This is a genomic window from Bartonella sp. CR127HXZ (assembly GCF_042194555.1).
Classification (GTDB): domain Bacteria; phylum Pseudomonadota; class Alphaproteobacteria; order Rhizobiales; family Rhizobiaceae; genus Bartonella; species Bartonella grahamii.
Genome location: NZ_JBHIMZ010000009.1, coordinates 30,306 through 54,427 on the forward strand (window position 1 = coordinate 30,306; position 24,122 = coordinate 54,427).

The following is a 24,122-nucleotide window of genomic DNA, read 5'->3' on the forward strand; positions in this document are numbered from 1 at the left end:
TATAATTTAATACATTTTAACATTAAATTATACAATAAAAACACAAATAAAATAATTGACAAGCCTAAAATAAACATGTAACGGATATGTTGTAAATGTAATATAATATAAAAATAGCAATTAAAATAAAATTATTAATTAAAGTTTTGTATTATATTTTTTATTATAAGAAGATAAATATACTTTATCTATAGATGACGTAATGTTTTCTATTTAGAGGGGGCGGTAAAGAAAATTTATTTTATTAAACATTGTCAATAGGTGGTTATGATGAAAATATTTAAGCATTGTATAGTATGTGTGGTTGCAGTCGCTATTTTCTTTTCACAGGTTTTAGGAGCCAATGCCGATTCTTTAAATGGTAGATTTCAAAATGCTGGTTTCATTTCTGTAATGACACAGGAAAATAGAGTTATTAAAGCTGTTGATATGATTATTAGCCAATTTGGAAGACAAGGGGCTGAGAAAAATGTCCAAAAAGTCGCGGGTTTAATGGGGATGGAGGCAGCGATTTTTGGTTTAATCGCATATCTTGTATATTTCTTTACTAGAAAGCCACCGAGTCCCGGAAGAACGATAGGTGGAAGAACATTCGATGCTTTTGCTTATAGTGCATGGGCTTTGAATTAAAAGATATTTTACTTGATGAACTTTGAATTATTCTGTTGTTGAATATTTTATATAAATAAACCGTGATATTTAATCACGGTTTATTTATATTTTACTCTTAATGATATTGATAAGTTTATCCTTAAGATATTGTTTGGGGGATGGCAGTATATGGCACATTAAATTTAACTAATCAGCTATTTTAAAGACTACTTAAATTTTTTCCTCTTTAAAATACGCATTTGAGCTAAGTTTGTGGCTGATATTTTTTTATGATGAAAACGCGAATGCATTAATTGAGATATCCATAAACTTTGCATATTAACTCAAAAAATATACGGTAATACAATCTTACAACTATTTGTGGTTTACAATTTTTTTTATCATTTTATCTTAAGCAAAGAGAATGTAGATTCATTCCTATTTTGTTTAAGAAGGGTGGAAGTTATACTAATGTCAAAAAAAGTCATGATCGTGGAAGATAATGAGCTTAATATGAAGCTATTCCGTGATCTCGTAGAAGCGAGTGGCTATGAAACCATTGAAACGCGGAATGGTCTTATGGCATTAGATTTGGCGCGTTCATCAATGCCATCCCTTATCCTTGTGGATATCCAGTTGCCAGAGGTCTCTGGAATAGATGTTATTAAACAATTAAAAGAAGATGAAGAACTAAGATCGATTCCCGTTGTTGCTGTAACAGCCTTTGCTATGAAAGGGGATGAAGAACGAATTCGTGCAAGTGGATGTGAAGAATATATGTCAAAACCTATTTCTGTCCCGCATTTTATCACAATGGTAAAGCATTTCTTGGATTGAAGCTTGTTAAGTAATGATAGAAAAAGACATTGGAAAGCTTATGAGATAACTAAAGTTATATTACAGATATTTTGTATTCTAGCACGTGGATATGTCTATTAAAAAAATACAAGTTTTTAAAAATTGAAACTGAGCTTTTGAATTTTTTGATCTATTTTTTAGCTCTTGTCTAAGGAGAATCGGTTGTTTTGCATTCTTGTTTTCTTCTAACCGGTGTAAATTTTTCTCTACTAAAAATCTGTTTTAGCAGTTAAAAAAGCCCCGTTTTTGTCCGAGGCTTTATGCATTGTACAAAAAATGAAATTAACGCTTTGAGAATTGGAAAGAACGACGTGCTTTTGCTTTACCGTATTTTTTACGTTCAACAACACGGCTATCACGGGTGAGAAAACCACCTTTTTTCAAGATTGAGCGAAGTTCTGGTTCGTAATAGGTTAAAGCTTTGGAAATGCCATGGCGCACTGCACCAGCTTGTCCGGAAAGACCACCACCTGCAACGGTTGCAATAATATCAAACTGGGTATCCCTGTTTGTTGCAACAATTGGTTGACGAAGAATCATTCTAAGAACAGGACGAGCAAAATATTTGTCAAATTCCTTATTGTTGATCGTGATTTTTCCAGAACCTGGTTTAATCCATACGCGTGCAACAGCGTCTTTACGCTTTCCTGTTGCATAAGCACGTCCTTGTGAATCAAGCTTTTGCACGTGGACAGGAACAACATTTTCATGTGTTTCTGTAATACTTGTTACTATGCTAAGCTCAGAAAGAGAATTAATTTCAGCCATAATCAAGCAATCCTTTTGTTTTTGCGGTTTAAAGCACCAACGTCAAGAGATTCAGGCTGTTGTGCTTCATGTGGATGTTGGCTTCCAGCGTAAACACGTAGATTCTTCAATTGACGGCGACCAAGGGGACCACGAGGAATCATGCGCTCTACCGCTTTTTCAATAACGCGTTCGGGAAAACGCCCCTCAAGAAGTTGACGTGCTGTACGTTGTTTGATTCCACCAATATAGCCGGTATGCCAATAATATTTTTTATCCGTATATTTTTTGCCAGTGAGAGCTATTTTATTTGCATTAATGACAATAACGTTGTCACCATCATCAACATGTGGAGTAAATGTAGCTTTATGTTTGCCACGTAAGCGGTTAGCAACAAATGTGGCAAGACGACCTAAAACAAGGTTTTCTGCGTCAATAATAACCCATTTTTTCACCACTTCAGTTGGCTTTTGTGAAAAAGTTGCCATAGAAGTATCCTTTATTAGAACCCTTTTAATATAAGGGAATTTTTACTGTTTTGCGTTGAAAATTGTTACCATAGCGAAATATTTAACGCATACTACTTGCTCTGATATAATGTCTTTTGATTGACGTCAAGAGAAAATAAAAACTTTATAAAACAATATGTTATGAGAATGGTATTATAATACCTCATTAAAAGAAGTTTGTGTACCATTTAAACTTAAAATGAATGTTGCAAAAGACTATTTTATCTTTACCGCATGATTGTATTTTATCTTTCTTCATTATAGAATGAGCAATAATGCAGTGGTCTCGTTATTTTCTGAATGTTGAATCTTCTGCTTGTGGTCAAGCTTGGTTAGATGCCCTTGATGTTCAAGGGATAAATAATGCGCGCGCTATTTCTCAAAAATTTGGTTTTCCAGATCAGTTAGCTCGAGTACTTTCAGCAAGAGATGTGGATGAAGCTGAGGCTGTTGCTTTTATTAATCCAACATTACGTACGCTTATGCCTGATCCAGAAAGTTTTAGGGATATGCAATGCGCTGCAGAGCGTATTGTTAAGGCTCTTCTCAATCAAGAACAGGTTGCTGTTTTTGGTGATTATGATGTTGATGGTGCTTGTTCTTCAGCACTCATAGCGCGTTTTTTTCGTTATTTTGGTATTGAAGTCAAAATTTATATTCCTGATCGTATTGTTGAAGGCTATGGTCCGAATGAACAAGCAATGAGGATGCTTGTGCAAGAAGGTGCTCGGTTAATTATCACTGTTGATTGTGGCGCAAACAGCCCAGATGCGGTAAAAGCAGCGAGGCTTGCTGGTGCTGATGTTGTGATTTTAGATCATCATCAAATGTCAGAGATTCATCAAGAAGCCGTTGCTCTTGTCAATCCTAATCGTCCTGATGATTTTTCTAAACAGGGGCATTTATGTGCAGCGGGCGTTGTTTTTGTTACGTTAGCTTGGGTTCATCATTTGCTGCGGAAAAAACAATTCCAAGGGCAGCTGCCTGATCTTTTAAGTATGCTTGATCTTGTTGCATTGGCAACCATATGTGATGTCGTTCCATTACAGGGGGTTAACCGTGCTTTTGTGATAAAAGGGCTTCAAGTTGCTCGTTCTATGCATAATCCAGGAATAACAGCTTTAACAAAGGTTGCACGAATAGGGGAGCCGCTTAATAGTTTTCATTTTGGTTTTTTGTTAGGTCCTAGAATTAATGCAGGAGGGCGCATTGGTGATCAAGCTTTGGGAGCACGTTTGCTTAGCTGTGAGAATAAAGATGAAGCGGACAGAATAGCAGAACAATTAGATCGGCTTAATCAAGAACGCCAAGAAATGGAGAACATTCAATTAACACAAGCGGAATCTTATATTGCTTCTCTTTATCAAGATCAAGAAATACCCTTGTCACTTGTAATTTCTCATAAAGAATGGCATCCGGGAATTATTGGTATTCTTGCTTCCCGTCTCAAAGAGCGTTTTTTTTGTCCTGTTTTTGCTATTGCTTTAAAAGAAGATGGAAATGGCGTAGGGTCGGGACGTTCAATTAATGGTATAGATTTAGGAGCACTCGTTCGTGAAGCTGTTACATTAAATTTATTAGAAAAAGGAGGGGGACATAGTATGGCAGCAGGAATTACAATTCAATCAACAAAAATTGAAATCTTTCGAAAATGGCTAGAAGAAAAAGTTTCTTTAAGGGTTTCTGAGTTGCATGCTAAAAAGTCTCTTAGTATAGATGGTTCTCTTTCTGCTTCTGGTGTTAATGAAGCGCTGTTTGAGTTGCTTGAAAAAGCAGGGCCATTTGGGACAGGGAATGCAACACCTGTTTTTGTTCTTCCCTCTCATCGATTGGTGAATCTATCTGAAGTTGGTAAAGGACATCTTCGCCTCATTGTATCTAATGTTGAAGGAAAAAAACTGCAAGGAATAGCTTTTCGTGCTGTAGGGACATCGCTTGGTGATTTTCTTTTTGAAAATATTGGTGAGATGATTCATTTAGCTGGTCATCTTAGTTTGAATTATTGGAATGGAACGACCAATCCGCAACTGCGTGTGATTGACGCAGCCGCAGTGGTTTGAAAGGGATATTTTTTACATTAGATGTCTAGATTAGAAGCAAAAGTAGAATTTTCTTGTATGAAACGAAATCGTGCTTCTGGTTTTGTTCCCATGAGACTTTCTACAGTCTTTTTCGTTTCTTGCATTTCCACGGCATCAATAGAAACACGAAGCAATGTACGTTTTTGAGGATGCATAGTCGTTTCTTTAAGTTGTTCCGCGCGCATTTCACCCAGCCCTTTAAAACGCCCGATTTCGACTTTAGCTTTTCCAGTAAATTCAGTTTTGAGTAATTCATCCTTGTGAATGTCGTCACGAGCATAAGCAACTTTTCCTCCTTGCGATATTCTATAAAGGGGAGGGACGGCGAGATATAAATGTCCCTGATGAATAAGGTCAGGCATTTCTTGAAAGAAGAAGGTAATGAGCAGTGACGCAATATGAGCACCATCAACATCAGCATCTGTCATGATGATAATACGTTCATATCTGAGATCTTTTTCACGATACTTGGAGCGTGTTCCACATCCAAGAGCAAGGATAAGATCGCTAATTGTTTGGCTTGAGTTCATTTTTTCATGTGCAGCACTGGCGACATTTAAGATTTTACCACGAAGAGGTAAAATTGCTTGGTTTGCTCTATTTCTTGCTTGTTTAGCAGATCCTCCTGCAGAATCCCCTTCAACAATGAATAGTTCAGCACCCACAGCATGGTTCTGGCTACAATCTGCAAGTTTACCGGGCAGACGTAATTTACGGACAGCAGTTTTTCGACTTATTTCTCTATCTTGGCGTCGTTTAACACGTTCTTCAGCACGTTCAATAACCCAATCGAGAAGTTTTGTTGCTTCTTGCGGGGAATTTGCTAACCAATGATCAAAAGGATCGCGGATTGCATTCTCAACGATACGCTGTGCTTCAATGGTTGCTAATCGATCTTTTGTTTGTCCAACAAATTCAGGGTTACTGATAAAGACTGAAAGTATTGCGGCTGTTGAAATCATAATATCGTCAGACGTAATAATTGTTGCGCGCTTGTTTCCTATTAACTCAGCGTAGGATTTCAATCCACGCAAAAGAGCTTGACGTAATCCTATTTCGTGTGTTCCGCCTTCTCCTGTAGGAATCGTATTGCAGTAAGATTGCACACAAGAATCACCACCATGCCAAGCAATAGCCCATTCAACGGAGCCATGGCCATTATTTTGTTGTGTTTTGCCAGAAAAAACTTCTGATGTTACTCGATATTCATCTTTTAGTGACGAGAGTAAATAGTCTTTAAGCCCATTGGGAAAATGAAAAACAGCTTTTTCAGGAATATTTTTTGCGCTTTCAAGTATGACGGGATCACAAGTCCAGCGAATTTTTACGCCACCAAAAAGATAAGCTTTGGAGCATGCCATCTTATAGATTTTTTCTGGATCAAAAGCTGCTTTTTCACCAAAAATTTCACGATCAGGATGAAAACGAACGCGCGTACCACGACGATTATAAACATCTCCTAGATCTTCCAATCCAGATTGAGGAATACCGCGTGAGAAACGTTGGCGGTAAAGTTTTCGTTCTCGTGCAACTTCAACTTCCATATCATCAGAAAGAGCATTGACAACAGAAATTCCTACTCCATGAAGCCCACCCGCAGTTTGATAAGCCTTTCCATCAAATTTTCCCCCTGAGTGGAGTTGTGTCATAATAACTTCAAGAGTAGATTTCTCAGGCATTTGAGGATGATTTTCGACAGGAATACCACGTCCATTATCTGTAACGGTTATATAACCGTTCCTATCTAATGAGACCTCAATAAAATCTGCATAACCCGCAACAGCTTCATCCATTGCGTTATCAATAATTTCGGCAAATAAATGATGAAGCGCTTTACTGTCTGTTCCACCAATATACATTCCAGGGCGTAAACGTATGGGCTCTAAACCCTCAAGCACTCGAATAGAGAGGGCATTATAGTCATCTTCTTGCGTATCTTTTGCACTTTTTTTTGAAATCATCGCTTTTGATTTCATTGGAGACTGCAGAGTGTTTTCTTTTGTATTTACCCGAGATTGGGCTTTATTTAAAACACTAAAAAGATCCTTTTTGTTATCGCTCATAGCGTTTAACTATCTACCTCATAAAATAAAATATTTATTAAAGTAATTTTATGCCTGTTTTTTATTTAAAAATCAATGCACTTAGGAAACATCAATTGTTGGACCGAAAATTTGTTCAAAGGCGTGTTTGAGAGCAATATCAATATCATGCATTGTTACAGGGTAACCTAGATCAAGAAAGCTTGTTACACCGTGGTTTGTAATTCCACAAGGAACAATTCCTGAATAATGGGCTAAATTAGGATTAACATTGATAGAAACTCCATGAAAACTTATCCATTTGCGCACTCGAATGCCAATAGCTGCAATTTTATCTTCGGAAGAAAGATCATTTTGTTTTGATGGGCAATGAGACTGTTTAACCCAGACACCAACGCGATCTTCTCTGCGTTCGCCTTTAATATTAAAGTTTGCAAGCATCTGTATGATCCATTCTTCTAATGCACTAATGAAAGCACGAATGTCTTGTTTTCGGCGTTTAAGATCAAGCATGATATAAGCAATACGCTGTCCTGGACCGTGATATGTAAATTCACCTCCACGTCCTGCTTCATAAACAGGAAATAAATTAGGCGCCAAAAGATCTTTTTTATTTGCACTCGTCCCTGCTGTATAAAGGGAAGGGTGTTCAAGAAGCCAAACTTGTTCATGCGCGGTTTTTGCAAGAATTTTTTCTACACGTTCTTGCATATAACGCAGAGCTTCAGGATACTCAACTAGATGATTACTTATCTTCCATTCAACGGGTGGATTTCCTAGAATTGCATTAAAATGATGTGATAAGTGATTACGATCCGTATGTTTTAATTCAAATGTCATTGGTAATATTTATCTTGATGTTTGAGTTTGTATTGTAATCAGAAAAATAAAAAAAGAACAGGATTAAGAGATATTTATAAGAAGTGCAATGAATTTTATTAAAAAAATCATTATGCTCGTTTTACCATCTTCCTGTTGCACCGCCACCACCTGATGATCCACCACCACCTCTGAATCCTCCTCCCCCTGAAGGTCCGCCAAAGATTCTACCAGAACCTCTACCGCTCGCATTTAAGTTTAAAAACCAAGGTGTGAAGACAATACCCAGCCAAAGATACTTTCGTGGACCTATTTTTTTACCAAAAATCATAGCAAGAATGGGCAAACCAACGACTATAAAGAGAATGAGAAACGTGATTGTATTTATAATCATTTCTTCTTTTTCAGCTTGTTTGCGTTGTTCTTCAACAGCTTTAGCTTTTTGATTGATTCGAAAAGAAAAATCAGCATCACTTTGTGTGATCACTTTGATAATTGCGTGAACGGATTCGACAATTCCTTTTTGATAATTTCCTTCACTAAAATTAGGAATCATGAAGCTATTAATAATGACAGAGGAAATGGCATCTGTTAGTTCTCCTTCCAGACCGTAGCCTACCTCAATACGTGCTTTGCGTTCATTTGGTGCAATGACGATTAATATGCCGTTATTGATTTGTTTTTGACCTAATCTCCATGTACGAAAAAGAGAATTGCTGTATGTTTCTATATCATTGCCCGAAAGAGTAGGGAGCGTCACAAGAACGATTTGATCTCCTGTTTTCTCTTCGAGTGTAGCTAGCTTTTCCGTTAAATTTCTTTGTGTTGCATGATCAAGTAAATGAGCCATATCGTTGATATGGCCGGTTAAGGGAGGAAACTTAGTGTGTGCGTAAGTGACATTCCCCAATGCAATGATCAAATATAGAATACTCAAAGGAACCCATAAACGTAGAAAAGTACGACGTTGTATAGAGTGTTGAAATATTTTCATTAATTAAAATTAACCTTTGGTGTTTGTTGGCTATCAGTATCGATGGTAAAAGTAGGCATAGGTTTAGCATCACGAAACCATAGCTTTGCCCAAATCATCGTCGGCATTGTTTTGAGTGCAGTATTGTAGGCACGTACTGTTTCAATATAATCGCGGCGTGCAACGGAAATTCGGTTTTCTGTTCCTTCTAATTGTGATTGAAGAGCAAGAAAGTTCTGGTTTGCTTTAAGATCCGGATAGTTTTCGACAACAGCCATAAGCCGCGAAAGTGCACTTGATAAATTTGCTTGATTTTTGAGATATTGCTGCATAACTTCTGGATTATTCAACATATCTGCATTAATGTTGACTTGCGTTGCTTTTGCACGTGCTTCAATTACATTTGTGAAAACGCTTTGTTCATGAGCTGCGTAAGCTTTAACTGTTTCTACAAGATTGGGGATGAGATCTGTACGACGTTGATATTGATTGAGCACTTCACTCCATGCTGCGTGTGCTTTTTCTTCATTTGTTGGTATCGTATTAAATCCGCACCCACTTAAAAATGGGACTAACCATGCCAAAAAAATCACGATTGAAAATTGTTTTAATATTTTAAACATTGAAGAAGTTTGTACGTTTAACATAAAGATGCCTCCACAGATATTTTATGTAATATATAGGGTTTATCTTTTTGGTGGAAAGTATTTTAAATTTTATAAACAGGTATATTTATCAATAAACCGACATCTCTATGCATTTTAGGCACGCTTAAGTGATTTGTTGATATTAAAATAATAATGGTAATATAGAGATCATCTTATAAAAGATCAATGATATTCATATCAATTATTATTACAGAAAATTATATATTTTTGTAGTATTTTTTGTGTTTCACAACGTGCAGATAACAATTGAAAAAGGGAAAAATTTAAGCATCAATCTTATGGAAAGATAGAAGGTAGGGCAGTTCTTATTTTCCCTCCTTTAGAAGTTATGCTTAATACATCGGATAAAAAAGGGTTTTTAATTATGTATGGTAGTAATTGTGAAAGAGGGGAAAATCCTGTGATAGAAAGTGTTCAACGGCAAAGTGAAAAGTTTGATGGATTGGCTAATGATTATGATCGTTATCGTCCTCGCTATCCTCTCACTTTATTTAAAACCATGCTCCATCCTTTTAAGAACAAAAAGCATTTGTCCATTGTGGATGTGGGGGCTGGGACAGGTATCGCATTAGAGGGAATTGTTAAATTTTTAGGAAATGAGCACCAATATCATGCTATCGATGTATCGGCAGATATGATTAAGAAGGGGCGAAGAAAATTTCCTACGGTGCAGTGGTATCAGGGCCGTGCCGAAGACCTATTGCCTCAAATTGGTGAGGTCGATTTTGTCATTGCAGCGCAAGCGTTTCAGTGGACGGATCGTCCTAAGTTGCTTTGTTCTGTTTCAGATCAACTTCGAGTCAATGGTGTCATGGCTGTTATTCAAAATAATCGTGATTTCAAGCATAGTGAATTTCTAGAGGCTTATGAGACATTGTTAGAGAAAATGAGTCCGAACTATTCTCGGTATTATCGTAATTTTGATTTTTTACAGGAAATGAGTGATGGCTTTGGGGTAGATCCAGAAAAGATTTTTTTCCATACGCACAATTGGATGATGATGATCCCATCTGAAGCTTTTATTGGAATGAGCCGCTCTTCAACGCAAGCGCAACGCGCTATTGCTTGCTATGGGGAAGAATATTTGCGGCAATTGGTTGCATTGATAAAGAAATATGAAGTGCAAGGTAATTTGGAGCTTTTGTATCGAAGTGAGCTCTATATGTATGCAGGATAATCCGATATCGATGATTACTTTTGCTCTTTTAGCACATCAGAGTAGGCGGTATTCAGGAGATTAACGCATTATTAAGGCAGATTTTGAGGAGGGAGAGTTTTTTCTTCTTCAGCATTCAAATTGACATCTTATTACATCTTACATCTTATTTTTATTTTAAATAACGGGTTAGCTCGAGCCTTGTGTGGTTTTATTGAAGATGTGCTTTTCAGGTTTCAATATGGCGCTTTAAATACAATTTTAGAAGTGGCAAAGAAGTGGTAAATAAGCTTAATTTCTTCTATGTTGTGATGTGTAAATAAGTTTTTTAATTTTCTATAGAGTTTAATTTTTGCAATCATGATAGATTGTGGCAGCTATCTATCTAAGATTTTTATAAGTTTAGTAGGAATAGCTTAATGATATATCCATATGATAAATTCATTGAGTCCTCCCTTTACGCTTCATACACAAGAATAAGCCTGCACCATCACACACTTTATCATCTCCCAATGTTGCGACAGCCTTTGAGACGGTTCATAAGAGGAGTTTTTAGTTCTTTTTTGTACAGTCTTATCCATACGCCAATCTCGCTTATGACGTGCAAGCGAATGGTTTTGACTGATTCAACGTACACGGATTTAGAATGGGAGAATCTTAAGATGTTCGGCTTTCTCATTCAATATGAATAATGCTAGATTATGATTATAAATTAATGCGTTATCTATTTTTGAAATCCATGACCTTGGTTGTGCTTGTCAATATTTCATTTTCATTTATCGTCAACTATTCTACTTTTGGATAATGGCTCCATTGTAAGGAATGCCTTTAAGAAAGCATTCTTGTTTTAAAGAGTCGTTATAGTTTTTTTGTTTTATAGGAGGATCAATAATGCTAAACATTATACTTTGATTAAAAAAGAAAGTAAATTATGACTATTATACTAAAACCGAGCGAGGTGACGCTTAGTGAACTTGAAGCTATTTATTTTAATGGTGAAGTGAGTAAACTTCATAATGACACGCATTTAGCTATCGAGAAAGGGGCTCAGCGCATTGCTGAAATTGCTGCTGGAAGTGAGCCTGTGTACGGTATTAATACTGGTTTTGGGAAGTTGGCTTCTATTAAAATTGATGCGGACGATGTCGCTGTTTTACAGAGAAATCTTATTTTGTCCCATTGTTGTGGGGTAGGAGAGCCTTTAGCTGAAAATATTGTGCGTTTGATAATGAGCTTAAAGCTTATCTCTTTAGGAAGAGGGGCTTCAGGAGTTCGTCTAGAATTGGTAAATTTGCTGGAAAATATGCTTGCAAAGGGTGTCATTCCTATCATTCCTGAAAAAGGGTCTGTTGGTGCTTCAGGTGATCTAGCTCCACTTGCTCACATGGCGGCTGTTATGATGGGAGAAGGAGAAGCATTTTTTCAAAATATTCGTATGAGTGGAGCGGTTGCATTAGAGAAAGCGGGATTGTCCCCTATTATTTTAGAGGCAAAGGAAGGTCTAGCTCTTATTAATGGGACGCAAACATCAACAGCTCTTGCACTTGCCGGTCTTTTTCGAGCTTATCGGGCATTGTGTGGTGGATTGCTGGCAGGAGCTTTGACGACAGATGCCATTATGGGATCAACGGCGCCATTTCATCCTGATATCCATATTTTACGAGGACATCATGGGCAGATTGCTGTATCGAAAACATTAGAAAAGCTTGTAGAGGATTCAGAAATTCGTGCAGCACATTTACGTGGTGATGAGCGTGTACAAGATCCTTATTGTATACGTTGCCAGCCACAGGTCATGGGGGCATGTTTTGATATTTTGCTAGCAGCAGCAAAAACACTGATTATTGAAGCAAATGCTGTTACAGATAATCCATTGATTTTAAGGAATGGTGAAGTTGTATCAGGTGGGAATTTTCATGCTGAGCCTGTAGCGTTTGCTGCTGATCAGATTGCTCTTGCTTTATGTGAAATAGGATCTATTTCTCAACGGCGTATTGCTTTGATGGTTGATCCAGCAGTTTCTTATGGACTTCCAGCTTTTTTAGCGTATAATGCAGGTCTTAATTCAGGTTTTATGATTGCTGAAGTAACAGCAGCAGCTTTAATGTCTGAAAATAAGCAAATGGCTCATCCTGCTTCCGTTGATTCAACACCAACTTCAGCTAATCAAGAAGATCATGTTTCAATGGCTTGCCATGGAGCTCGTCGGTTATTGGTAATGAGCGAAAATCTTTTTACACTTATTGGCATTGAAACGCTTGTTGCAGCACAGGGAATTGAATATCGTGCACCTTTAAAAACAAGTGCTTTTTTGCAATCTGTTATGGAATGTTTACGCAGAAATGTTGCTTCTCTTAAGGAAGATCGCTATCTGGCTCCAGATCTTCATCAAGCACATATACTTGTGCGTGAAGGGCACTTATTATCTATTTTACCAGAAACAATTTTTCCTTCACTAGAACCCAAATAATATTTATTTTTGAGTTCAAAAGAGAAGGAGAGACCTAATTATGAGATTTCTTTATACAAAAATTGGAGAGATGATGAATATATCTTTATAATAATTAATAAATATTTTTCCATTTATTGGCTGTTATGTATTGTGTTTATTCACAATTATCTCTTTAATACGCTTATCTTTTGATATAAACTAATTTAGATAAGTTTATGAATGAGTGTATTATATTTATTATTACTTACTAAAATTAATATTTCTATTGAGTATTTCTCTTTTTAAAAGATAGTTTATAATTTTTGTACTTTTAAATCACGAGAAAGGGAAAATAAATGTCTAAAAATCGTCTATTATGTATTTTAATGGCAATCATTGTTTGTTTTTCGCAAATTGTGGAGGCTCACGCGAATTTTTGGAGAGGAAGATCTCAACAGGGTGGTTTTATTGCTATATGGGTACAGGAGAAAGATATTTTTGTTCAGGTAACAAGAGGAGCTATCATGAATGTTTCAGATCAAAGAAGTGGAAATAATAGTCGCTCTCTTGTTGGACCAAAGGTTGAAAAGATGATATTTGCCGCAGTTGCTCTTTTGCTTGGAAAGCTTGTATTTAAAGCGGCTGGAGTTTTTAAAAGATGGGCTGGGGCTAAAATTTCTCACGCCTTTGAGGAATGGCGAGATTCACTTTATCATTGATTAAGCTATATCAATTGGTTTTAAAAATGAGTGCACGTGGTGTTGAATGCAATTTATGATGATGTGACAAACTAAAAAGTATAGAAGGTTTATACGGTATTAATAGAAAGTTTAACGCATGTTTCTCTTGAATACGATGATATCAATTTAAGGTTTTTATTTATAGCCTTGAAAAACACATATGATGAATGGAAGCTTATGCCTCTCATGTAAAACAGTGTTGTTTTTTGCGTACACGGGTTTGTTTTAAGAAAATATTTCCTCAATACTTAAGCTTACATGTCAGGGTTGCATCCGTGACTGGTATAATCTAAAAACTCTCGTGAAAAGTATAAGATTAATAGTGCATCATTATTTTTTATGTTACGAAGATACGAGTTGATACTATCAGATAATCTATTTTCCGAGTTTCGACAGCTTTTTGTACTTGAGACAGTTTATTAAAAGGCATTTTTATTTCTTTCTTTATGTGTTTTTTATTCACACGTCAATCTCGCTTAGAATGTGTAAACGAAAAGTTTTGATTGCTTCAATATGAACAGGTTTGGAAAAGAGAAAATCTTATGATATTGAGGAGCCAATTCAATATATAAAACAATAAATTATCCTTATGAATAAAAATGTTTACATTATCTTGCATTCAATCCCACATTTTCTGCAGAAAAATAGAAAATATAAAAATGAGTTAAATGACAATTATAAAAAATTTTATTATCACGTAATTTCAATAAAATGATACAAAACTTAGGCTATAAAAAGCTGAATCATTCGCAATAAAAGTATTTTTCATTGCCTAGGATAAAGCACCTGGAAGGCTATTGTTGAATGCTTTTAAAGTATATCTTCGAAAGAGAAACATGAGGCTTTATTTATCATAAAGCTGTTATTGTGGTGTGGATTTTCGTCAACATTTCAATAAAGAAGGAAAGTAATGGCACGAAATGAACTGAAACGAGGTATGAGTAAGCGCCAAGTTATTTTTTTAGCTCTTGGCTCTGCTATTGGAACAGGTCTTTTTTATGGGTCTGCACAGGCAATTAAGCTTGCGGGTCCAAGTGTTTTGATTGCCTATTGTATTGCTGGTTTAGCTATTTTTATGGTTATGCGGGCTTTAGGAGAGATGATTATTCATAATCCATTGCCTGGTTCTTTTGCACGTTATGCAGCAAATTACATATCGCCATTAGCAGGTTTTTTAACGGGATGGACATATGTATTTGAAATGATTCTTGTTGGTTTGGCTGATATTACAGCTTTTGCGACTTATATGGGTTTTTGGTATCCTGATGTTGCTCCTTGGGTATGGGCATTTAGTATTACGTTAATTATCACGGGTATTAATTTAGCTGCCGTAGAAGTATATGGTGAACTAGAGTTTTGGCTGTCTTCTATTAAAGTTATTGCTATCATTGCAATGATTATTTTAGGAATAGTAATTATTTTTTGTGGTTGGGGTGAAAGTGCAGTTTCTTCTACTGTTACTGTTCATAATTTATGGAAGAATGGTGGTATTTTTCCTAATGGTTGGTTTGGTTTTTTAGCTTGCTTTAGTGTTGTTGTCTTTGCTTTTGGTGGTATAGAAATCATTGGGATGGCAGTCATGGAAGTTCAAAACCCTCATCAAACAATTTCAAAGGCAATTAATTCTACTCCAGTTCGTATTTTGCTTTTTTATATCATGACGTTAGCTATTTTAATGTCACTTTATCCTTGGAATGAGATTGGTCTTATGGACAGCCCTTTTGTATCCATTTTTGAAAATCTTGGGATTTCATATGCGGCAAATATCTTAAATATTGTTGTTGTTACAGCGGCTATTTCTGCAATGAATAGTGGAATGTATGGTGCTTGTCGCATGATACATGGTTTATCGCAGGAAGGTTATGCTTTAAAGAAGTTTCAATATTTATCAAAAAATGGTATACCAATTTTTGTTATTTTGATGATCTTCGGTATTTTTCTTCTTGGTGCTGTCCTTAATTATTTTTACCATGAAAAGCTTTTTTTTCTTATTGCTGCAATGGCAACATTCGCGACAGTTTTTGTGTGGATGATGATTCTACTTTCACAAGTTTTTATGCGAATTAAGATGCCTAAAGAAGCACAGAATAGTTTAAAATTTCCAATTCCATTTTGGCCAATAGGATCGATTTTTTCTATTTTATTTATGGTTTTTATTTTTATTCTCTTATGGTATTTTGATGAGACACGACCAGTTTTAATTATAGGTTTTAGTTGGATTGCTTGGCTTGTTATTTGTTTTTATGCACTTAAACTTTATAATTTTAAGCAAAAGAAACTGCAATAAAATGTGAATAGAGATTAAACTCAAAACAAATAGCTGATGTTATCAGGAGAAGAGTTGTTTGATTGTTATTCTCTAAAGATTAGTATAATCTAGATTGAAGAAAATCTGCTCGTTATTATTTTACTTTGGGAGTTTTTGTGAGCCATTGCTTATGGTAATGACCAAATCATATAAATATTAGGCGTTTTTTGATGGTGAGCTCTGCAATCAATATAAGTCTTTCATGTTAAAATGCCTAACAACGCAAATGGATTTTACTAGAGACAAGATTATAGGCAGATATCTTTTTTCAAACGCATTAATGGATTTCTGTTTTACAAGATAAGTTATTGTAAGAATTATTTTTATTGTTTTATAAGCTCTTTAAAAAATTGGTTGTTTAAATTTTGTTGTTTAAGGAACTACTATTGCTTTTAGAAGCGAAGATAAAGTTCTTGATGTATTCTCTTGAAAAAAAGGGTTGGAGTCTTCTGTGTCCTTTAAAAGGATATTTTGGTTGTTATGGGGTAAAGGGGAGAAGTTTTTTATTTCTATTATTTTTTTCTCAAAGAGGATTGGCGTTGGTAGAAAATAGTGGATAATAAAGTCATTGGAGGCATTGTATCATTGTGTTTGCAAAAACTTCAATAAAGAGCAGCAAGGTATCACAATAAAATTTCATAGAAGAGTAAATTAAGAAGAGTAAATTAAAGAGAACAATGAACGTGTGATAGTTTTACGATTCTTGTTGTTATTGCGAGCAAAAGAGCAAGGATCAAACTTATTTTTTATAAAATTGATACGGGAGTAATTTTTATCACAAGTGGAGAAGGACAAAATGCACTCCGCAACTGTATTGTGGTGCAAAATTATTCAATATTATTATAAAAGGTGCTCAAGAACACTACGATCAGCAAAAAAATCATCGGAAAGTGGCTTTTTACACGAGAAATCTTCCAATAGCTCTGAAACGCATATCACAACGATTTCCTCTATCCTTGAGGCAACGGGCAAAATTGATACGGATTTACACGGAGATGCTATGATTATTGTTTCTCATCTGATTTCCGGTCAAGATATCAATGTAATGGGAGAAAGTGTGACGATTGTTGGCATGATAGACCATCATAGCAGCCATTTACAGACGCATGCAACAGGTTTTGATGTGGGTTCAGGCAAAAATTTTGTTTCGATATACGGGAGCGAAACAAAGACAAAAAATAAAGAGAGTTTTGAACATCAAGGCTCTTCTCTCAATGTTAACTGTAATATCAACATTACGCTCAAGAAAAAAGATGTGAGCGTAGTAGACTCTGATCTTGCAGGGGAGGGTATTAACCTTTCGGCAGCGCATGATGTCAATGTGTTTGTGGGTCACAATAATCATAGTTCGAGTACACAGGAAGAGCGCACAGGCTTTGGCTTTCAGTTTGAAAAGAGCAACGGTGCTTCTATTGGTGTTTGGGGTTACGAGTGTGAAAGACAATGGCGATCAATAGGAAAATACCTCCGTTCAATCCTATTTCAAAGTGCGCGGAGATGTGCGGATTACTGCTGATCATGATGTAAACATGAAAGCCGACAAATGTTTCGGCAGAGTGTGATGTCAACGTCGATGCTGGCAATAATATCACGCTTTCGGAAAACTATGATATCTCTAAGACACAAGAGATGCCTGAAAAGTCCTTTGCTGGTGTGACAGGATCTGTCAATGTGGGCATTCTTGGTACCATAAAAGATACAAGAGATGTAGCAAAACGTTTTGCTCATGGGGATGTGAAACACAAAATCGGCAATGGTTTGATTGGCGGACTAAATGGCAATAGAGCAGCGATTGTTCGTGCACATAGCTCCAGGTGCCATAACAGTAGGTAAAGGATTGCGTGACTTTAAAAAGCGTGGCATTCACAATATAGCAAAGAAAACAGATATCTATCTTTTTGGAACAGCTGATAAGGCTCTACCGATAGCGAATCCATTATATGTCGTAAATGATGGCGAAAAAGATCATGTCTACCTACAAAATCATTTACTTAACCCCATTGGTATAGGATTTGGTCACAATCCACCTACTTTTTATAAGGTACCCTCGGAGTTCCCTTATGTATTATTTCCACCAGCAATTCCCATGCGAAAGGAGGGGAGAGCGCTAGGCGGGCTATGATCCTAGAATTGTTATAGTCATGCGCCTTATACGTGTGCAAGGTAGTATGGAACGCTTCATATTATGCCAATTTATTCGATTTTAGATAATTTAGGTTTAGGTTATTTATGGAGAAAAAAATGAAACAAAACTTAAAATTATTAAGTGGTCTCATTCTGTTAAAGGTCGCTGGATATAACATCTACAAGCCCCACTAGGAGTTTTGAGTGCTTGGGAGAAGCTTGGAGCAGACTTTACTGAGGTAGGAAAAGCACTGTTAGAATGTGGCATGCCAACCTCGTATGATGTCTTTCCAGAAAATAAAAAGTTAAGCCTCAATGCAGAGGCTTCCATTGATTCTTGCATGATCCAAGCAAAATTCCACTACAAATGGGGAGGACTATATTGGTGTTATACTTAATAAAGATGAAAACCTCCCCATTTGTCGTCCTAGTGCTGTTATCCCGCAACGAAGTGTCAAGAAGCGTTTGAACAGCTCGTTTTGTAAAAAATATAAAACCGCACCTGAATGCCAGCCTTAATTTTTGCTGGTGATGATCAACAATCACTACCTTCATGTTTCTCATGCCTGTGCGGGGGGGGGGGACTTAATTCACCATTTCAATGCTATTTATTTATGGGTACTACAACTGTAGGCGCAATAATATAAAAATATCTATTTTTGTTGTAATCAAAATATTGATAATAATTATAGGTATGCTGTTGATAGAATATGATTTTAGTAATAATTTTACCGTATTTTTGATATAACAATAATGGTATAATCTTCGGAAAGGTAAAAATAATAAAGGTTGATAATATCCATCATTGTTTTGGAAATAAAAAAACAGCATGTAAAATAATTTATAGATTGTTTCGTAATATCAAAATTACTCAAGGATAGGAAAATGAAGCATATTTTAAAATTATTAAGCGGGATAACTTTATTTGTTATGGCTGGATGTTACGAAGAGCAGCCTTCTCGAACAGCCGTAGATGCATGGGAAAAGCCCGGCGCAGATCAGCTTGAGATCAAAAAAGCTCTGTTGGAATGCGGAGTGCAGCATTTTGATGGTCGTCTTGATACAGAAACAAGTATGGATGAGAAATTCAATGCTGAGGAGGCAGAGAATGCATGTATGATCCAAGCAGGTTTCCGAGATAAATTGGGAAGGGTGAAGTGGTGTGAGAAATATGAACATCTTCCAATTTGTCAGCCTGATGCAGTTATTCCTCAGCGAAGTGTAGAGAGGCGTTTGAATAGTCCTCATTGTAAAGAGCATAAAGAACAACCTGAATGTCAACCTTAGGTGTTGATGTTTCTGTAATCAATAATTCTCGTGTTCTTTTTCTCGCATGGGGGGGCGAGGTTGCTTTTTTAATGTACTAGCCATATTGCATGCGAAAAAATACTAGCAAGCTTTTCAGCCTTTCTATCGTAAATATTGAAGGAGGGGAAATGAAAAATATTGAAATTATTGAGTGTTATAATTTTATTAAGCGCTGCTGGATGTGTTAGCAAATCTCCCCCAATCGATCTTGGCATTATGAGAAAAGTCCAATGTCAATAAATCTACGATCTCACAAGCACTGTTCAAATGTGGCAGGCAGCCGATCTACGCTTTTCCTGAAAATATGGATTTGTGTGCAAGTGAGTTTGCAGCAATTTATGAATGCATGACTAAAGAAGGTTATCGATACAAATCGTAACATTCAAAGAGAATTTATTTTTTATCAGTATCACAAAGTGATTCATTTTTAGCCAATTTAATGGTAGTAAGGTATCAGCAGGCTATAGATAATGATATTTTTGGTGTAACCAATTAGACGAAAAAGATGTTACGTCTTGATGAATAATAAAAAACGCTAGTAAATAAAAAAAGCTTTGCACAAGTGATTATCAACAGTAGAATATTCATTTTAAAGCAATAATTGAATGAAAATATTAAACGGAAGAAGAGAGAAATACGGCTCTTTTGTCTCCAATATAATTATATTCAGCAGCTACGAGATTAGCAATAGTGTTGTTGTCAGATGATGATAGCGGAGGATAGTGAGTTGTTGTTTAGAGAAATTTATTCAATATAAAGAATGGTAAATAATAGCTTTTCTAAAATATCTTCTTTAACGATAATAAACAGATAGCTTTCATAAAACTGATTTTGATGAAATTTTATTTTGGTGTTTTTTAATTTCAAGATGGTGAGTGTTTTACTGTATTTTAGATTTTATCAAAAGATCTAAAGTATTATACAAGTAATTTTGATATAAAGATCTTTTCATTTTATGATATTTTTTTGAGATAATATATTTATAAAGTATTACATTTATTTATTCAAATTTTTTATTAGATATCTAGCATTTTTAATACAGAAACTGTGTACATTAGCTTATACATTAGTGTGCGATTTTTTATTTTTTTGTTGTAGTTGAAGAAATGATGCTGTTATAGCTTTCATATACTATATCTCATTATGTCGTGTTTTTATTAAAACGTTTTGATTGTTTAGATCTTAAAAATTATTCTCATTTTGTTATATTTTTATTTTTCGGTGGTGAGATAAATTGAATATTATATCTCTTAAAAATTTGCATTTTTTCGCGTTTTTTTGAGATTAGTTTTTTTGCATTTCGTATTGCAGTTCTCAGTGGTTCTTGGGATGTACTCTTTAAAAAGATTGTCATCCTAAATGGTATTTTTAAACTTTTTGTTCTTTCTTTACATAAAATACAAAACATATTATGAAACGCTATAATTTATCAGAAAAAATAAAATAATTTTGTTTGTTTTATTCTTATTGTGCTTAATTCGTGGTTTTATTTTTTGCCAGCATTTTTTGTTTTGTTGAAAAAAAGAAAGTTTTGAAAAACAATGATAACCAAGGTATCTAACAATCACTTGTATTTGTGTGTTTTTACAGCAGCTATTTTTTCTTTTTTATTAAATATAAATATTGAGGCGCATTCTCATGCATTTGTATCACTGTTATGTGACGAAAACAAATTGCCTTATAAATGCAGTGATGGTGTAAAGCATACAATTAGTGATAAAGTATATAAGTTCACGGTACCTGTTAAAGAAAAGAATGGGGAGGGTAGTTCTCTCATGTTGCCTGCTGCTATAGTAGTGCAGGAGCCAAATACAGTTATTCAGGCAATGCGTGTAGAGGTTGAAGCTACTGCGGGTATAGAAGATATTTATGGTGTTTCTGTATCACAAGGGGGAAGAATTGTTTTGAGTGATTCAGCTTTTAAAAATGTGTCAATAGGTCTTAAAGCTGATAGTGGAATGATTGAGGTTAATCGTGGAACAATTGAGGCTTCTCAGATTGCAGCTTATGCAGAGAAGCGAGGAGCATCTGTTACGTTAACGAATACAAAAATTAAAGTGGAAGGTTTGGGTATCGGTCAAGAGAGTGCTCTTTTCGTTAGGGCTGATGCGGGTATTCAGATGAAAAGCGGATTTATTGATGTGAATGATGCTGCTGCGCTTTATGTGGGGAGAGGGGGGAGTGCGACTTTAGATGGTGTTACCATTACTTCAAAATATCAAAAAACAGAAGACAATGAAAATACAAATAAAAAGATTGCACATACAGTTTTCAATGTAAAACATCAGGGCTCTGTTTATTTAAAAAATACTAATATTATTTCTACGGATGTTCATGTTTTAACAGTTGGACAAGATTCTAATACACTGTCCAATAATGGCAGGGAAGGAAATATTTTAATTTCGCGGGTTAATATTGAAGATTCAACAATTAAAGCAATAGGTAACAAACATGGTATGTATTTTGAGAGGGATGGGGAAAATAATGCGTATGAACAGGGGTTTGTCTTTTTGAAAAGGACGATTTTTGAGGTTCCAGATGGGACAGCTGTTCATAGTAATAACAGTCGTAGTTATATTGGAGTAACAGAAGGTACAAAAATTTTTGGTGACTTATTATTAACAGTTGAAAAGGGGGGGGCTGTAGCGATTTTGGCTGATTCTTCTTCATTGATAGGAGGGACTCGTGTTGCCGATAATTCTATTGCTGAGCTTTATTTGACAGGGGGATCAAAATGGTTTTTGACAAAAAGAAGAGAGATAGATTCGCAAGTTGCAAACCGCACAAATTCATTTATTTCATTTGTAAAAATTTCTGATAGTTTTATTGCTTTTGAGACTCCAATGTTTCAGGAGTATCAGACACTTCATATTGGGAAGGGAGAAAAAGAAGTTTATAGTGCGCAAGATAGGGCAGATATTTATCTCAATACACATTTCAGTAGTGAGGGTTTGCTCGATAATAAAAAGACTGATCGGCTTTTGATACATGGCGATGTTTCTGGAAAAACGACAGTTTATGTGCAATTTGTTGCAGGAAATCAGGGGGAGATAGCAACCGGTGAAAATGCTCATAGTATTTCACTTATTCAGGTTTCTGGAAAAGCGGCAGAAGATTCTTTTCAGTTAAATCGTGCTTATATTGCATTAGAGGGGTTGCCTTATCAATATTATCTTCATGCTTATGGTCCAAATTCTACGCTTGGAAATGCACAAATTTCTCAAAGATTGGTTGAAGGAAATGGAGATTTTTGGGATTTTCGCCTTGAAAGTAAGTATATTCAGCCTTCTTTGGGAGTGTCTGTTATCCCTCATTCTGAGTTAAAGGTCAGAGAGGTTGTTCCACAAGTTCCAACCTATCTTTTGTTACCAAATGCTTTGTTTCATATTGGACTCATGGATATCAGTAATCAACAAAAGGAATTGCAAGTTACGCAGTCTATTCCTCGCAAATTATTAAAAGTTGAAGGGAATTTTGCTTTATCTGTCCACGGTTATGGTGGGAGTTATCGTTATGTCTCAGATCTTTCTACACTTAAATATGGGTACGATGGTAATGTTGATTATAACGCTATAAAAACAGACATTTTGCTCAAAACAATAGAGAGCGCATATAGTATGACATCTTTTGGGATTATGGGAACCTATGGAAAGCTTTCCTTACAACCTCGTAACGTGGAACAAAGCCAAAAGAGTACGTTTAATAAATGGTCATTTACGACATACGGTAGTGTGAAACACAACACTGGTTTTTATGTAGATGGTCTTTTATCTTATGGTTTGTTTAAAGGGAATGTGCTTACCCATGCTTGGGGTAAAACGGCGACATTAAAAGCAAATCCTTTGAACGTTTCGTTTTCTGCTGGTAAAGTGTTTATGACAGGATATGAAGATCTTATTTTTGATCCGCAACTCCAGCTTATTTATCAACATCTTCAATTTGATAAGTTTCGTGATATTGATGGATTTGATGTTGAGATGAAAAAAATAGGTCAATGGTTGGTGCGTATTGGGGGGCGTTTAAATAAAACATTTTCAGCATCTGAAAAGGATCGTACCATTTGTTTTTATGGTAATATTCATCTTTCTAATCGTTTTGGTAAAAAACAATTTGTTCATTTTAAAGATGTTTTCCAGTTGGGTTCTTTTGGTTCTTCTTTAGAAACAGGTTTGGGTATTAATGCGCAGTTTTCTTCTAAAGTTACACTTCACAGTGATCTTAGCTATCAGCATAGGTTAACCAAGGCTGGTTTTTCTGGAGTTCATTTTTCTGGTGGTTTGCGCTATCATTTTTAATAAATCGTTTTAAAAATAATAAATGTGATTTTTAAAGTTTTGTTTTATTGTCGAGATTAAAACCATTGATGGTGCAGAATTTTAGTCCCTTCTTTTAATAATGGTATCATGTGTTTTAATAAGTATCAAAGGATCACGTTGATGTGTTTTTTATCCGATTGATAAAGGTGCTTAAATGCTTCAAAAAAAATTGACAATGAGACTGTAAATCTATTTGTGTTATTTGGGCTATAAATATTGGGGATGTATTCGTCATCAGCTTTTTAAAATAGTAGCATTATTATCCTATCATGCTGTAAAGTACTGTCATTTGAGGTCGCTGATATCAATCATGAAAGGCAGGGAGTATTGGCCTGCTGATTAAGAGCTTTTGCTGTTAAGGAAAGGAGGGGATTTGAAAAATATAGAGCTCTATCGTTTCGTGTTTTTATGCTTTAAAATTTTGTAAAAAGCGTTTTTGAAGCTGTTTGTA

The 24,122-nt window shown here is 35.5% G+C and carries 16 protein-coding genes and 2 pseudogenes; 12 read left to right on the plus strand and 6 right to left on the minus strand.

The features are described from left to right. Window positions 1-270: 270 nt before the first annotated feature. On the plus strand, window positions 271-630 hold the full coding sequence (locus ACFIKY_RS06380; RefSeq protein ID WP_375661561.1) for a hypothetical protein: 360 nt from the start codon (window positions 271-273) through the stop codon (window positions 628-630). Between the two features lie 432 nt (window positions 631-1,062). Beyond that, the gene (locus ACFIKY_RS06385; RefSeq protein WP_015856546.1) at window positions 1,063-1,428 is read left to right on the plus strand and encodes a response regulator; all 366 of its coding nucleotides are present in this window, start codon (window positions 1,063-1,065) and stop codon (window positions 1,426-1,428) included. A 303-nt stretch (window positions 1,429-1,731) separates the two neighbouring features. Here the strand turns inward: ACFIKY_RS06385 and rpsI are convergent, their stop codons facing one another. After that, window positions 1,732-2,217 carry a 30S ribosomal protein S9 gene (rpsI, locus tag ACFIKY_RS06390; RefSeq protein ID WP_015856545.1) on the minus strand — a complete coding sequence of 162 codons (486 nt, stop codon included), beginning with the start codon at window positions 2,215-2,217 and terminating at the stop codon, window positions 1,732-1,734. A 2-nt stretch (window positions 2,218-2,219) separates the two neighbouring features. Further along, window positions 2,220-2,684: a 50S ribosomal protein L13 gene (rplM, locus tag ACFIKY_RS06395; protein WP_375635857.1), complete on the minus strand. Its 465-nt coding sequence runs from the start codon at window positions 2,682-2,684 to the stop codon at window positions 2,220-2,222. A 296-nt stretch (window positions 2,685-2,980) separates the two neighbouring features. Between rplM and recJ the strand changes: the two genes are divergently transcribed. Beyond that, a complete protein-coding gene (gene recJ, locus ACFIKY_RS06400) occupies window positions 2,981-4,765 on the plus strand; it encodes a single-stranded-DNA-specific exonuclease RecJ (protein WP_375661553.1) in 1,785 nt (594 codons plus the stop codon). Window positions 4,766-4,782: 17 nt separating this feature from the next. Here recJ and parE read toward each other — a convergent pair whose 3' ends face one another. The 4 genes from parE to ACFIKY_RS06420 all read right to left on the minus strand — a co-directional run bounded on the left by parE (window position 4,783) and on the right by ACFIKY_RS06420 (window position 9,267). Continuing rightward, a complete protein-coding gene (gene parE, locus ACFIKY_RS06405; RefSeq protein ID WP_375661554.1) occupies window positions 4,783-6,849 on the minus strand; it encodes a DNA topoisomerase IV subunit B in 2,067 nt (688 codons plus the stop codon). 81 nt (window positions 6,850-6,930) lie between these two features. After that, on the minus strand, window positions 6,931-7,668 hold the full coding sequence (lipB, locus tag ACFIKY_RS06410) for a lipoyl(octanoyl) transferase LipB (protein WP_375635860.1): 738 nt from the start codon (window positions 7,666-7,668) through the stop codon (window positions 6,931-6,933). Between the two features lie 121 nt (window positions 7,669-7,789). After that, the gene (locus tag ACFIKY_RS06415; protein ID WP_375635861.1) at window positions 7,790-8,641 is read right to left on the minus strand and encodes a TPM domain-containing protein; all 852 of its coding nucleotides are present in this window, start codon (window positions 8,639-8,641) and stop codon (window positions 7,790-7,792) included. Further along, the gene (locus ACFIKY_RS06420; RefSeq protein WP_015856539.1) at window positions 8,641-9,267 is read right to left on the minus strand and encodes a LemA family protein; all 627 of its coding nucleotides are present in this window, start codon (window positions 9,265-9,267) and stop codon (window positions 8,641-8,643) included. Before ACFIKY_RS06420 ends, ACFIKY_RS06415 begins: the two co-directional genes overlap by 1 nt. A 385-nt stretch (window positions 9,268-9,652) precedes the next feature. Here ACFIKY_RS06420 and ACFIKY_RS06425 point away from each other — a divergent pair, with 385 nt between their 5' ends. The 9 genes and pseudogenes from ACFIKY_RS06425 to ACFIKY_RS06465 all read left to right on the plus strand — a co-directional run bounded on the left by ACFIKY_RS06425 (window position 9,653) and on the right by ACFIKY_RS06465 (window position 23,650). Further along, window positions 9,653-10,465 (plus strand): class I SAM-dependent methyltransferase, encoded by an 813-nt coding sequence (locus ACFIKY_RS06425; RefSeq protein ID WP_375635862.1) that lies wholly within the window; start codon window positions 9,653-9,655, stop codon window positions 10,463-10,465. Between the two features lie 910 nt (window positions 10,466-11,375). Next, the gene (gene hutH, locus ACFIKY_RS06430) at window positions 11,376-12,914 is read left to right on the plus strand and encodes a histidine ammonia-lyase (protein ID WP_375635863.1); all 1,539 of its coding nucleotides are present in this window, start codon (window positions 11,376-11,378) and stop codon (window positions 12,912-12,914) included. A 317-nt stretch (window positions 12,915-13,231) separates the two neighbouring features. Then, entirely contained in the window at window positions 13,232-13,594 is a 363-nt protein-coding gene (locus ACFIKY_RS06435) for a hypothetical protein (RefSeq protein ID WP_375635864.1), read from the plus strand. Between the two features lie 931 nt (window positions 13,595-14,525). Next, window positions 14,526-15,902 carry an amino acid permease gene (locus tag ACFIKY_RS06440; protein ID WP_375635865.1) on the plus strand — a complete coding sequence of 459 codons (1,377 nt, stop codon included), beginning with the start codon at window positions 14,526-14,528 and terminating at the stop codon, window positions 15,900-15,902. Window positions 15,903-16,756: 854 nt separating this feature from the next. Beyond that, window positions 16,757-17,702: pseudogene (locus ACFIKY_RS06445) on the plus strand (hemagglutinin repeat-containing protein); the annotation flags it as partial. A gap of 19 nt (window positions 17,703-17,721) precedes the next feature. Next, window positions 17,722-18,045, plus strand: a complete 324-nt coding sequence (locus ACFIKY_RS06450; protein ID WP_375635866.1) for a hypothetical protein — start codon at window positions 17,722-17,724, stop codon at window positions 18,043-18,045. Between the two features lie 119 nt (window positions 18,046-18,164). Continuing rightward, window positions 18,165-18,566: pseudogene (locus tag ACFIKY_RS06455) on the plus strand (hypothetical protein). Window positions 18,567-18,932: 366 nt separating this feature from the next. Continuing rightward, window positions 18,933-19,334 (plus strand): hypothetical protein, encoded by a 402-nt coding sequence (locus tag ACFIKY_RS06460; RefSeq protein ID WP_015856534.1) that lies wholly within the window; start codon window positions 18,933-18,935, stop codon window positions 19,332-19,334. Between the two features lie 1,562 nt (window positions 19,335-20,896). Continuing rightward, on the plus strand, window positions 20,897-23,650 hold the full coding sequence (locus tag ACFIKY_RS06465) for an autotransporter outer membrane beta-barrel domain-containing protein (RefSeq protein ID WP_375661555.1): 2,754 nt from the start codon (window positions 20,897-20,899) through the stop codon (window positions 23,648-23,650). Window positions 23,651-24,122: the final 472 nt, after the last annotated feature.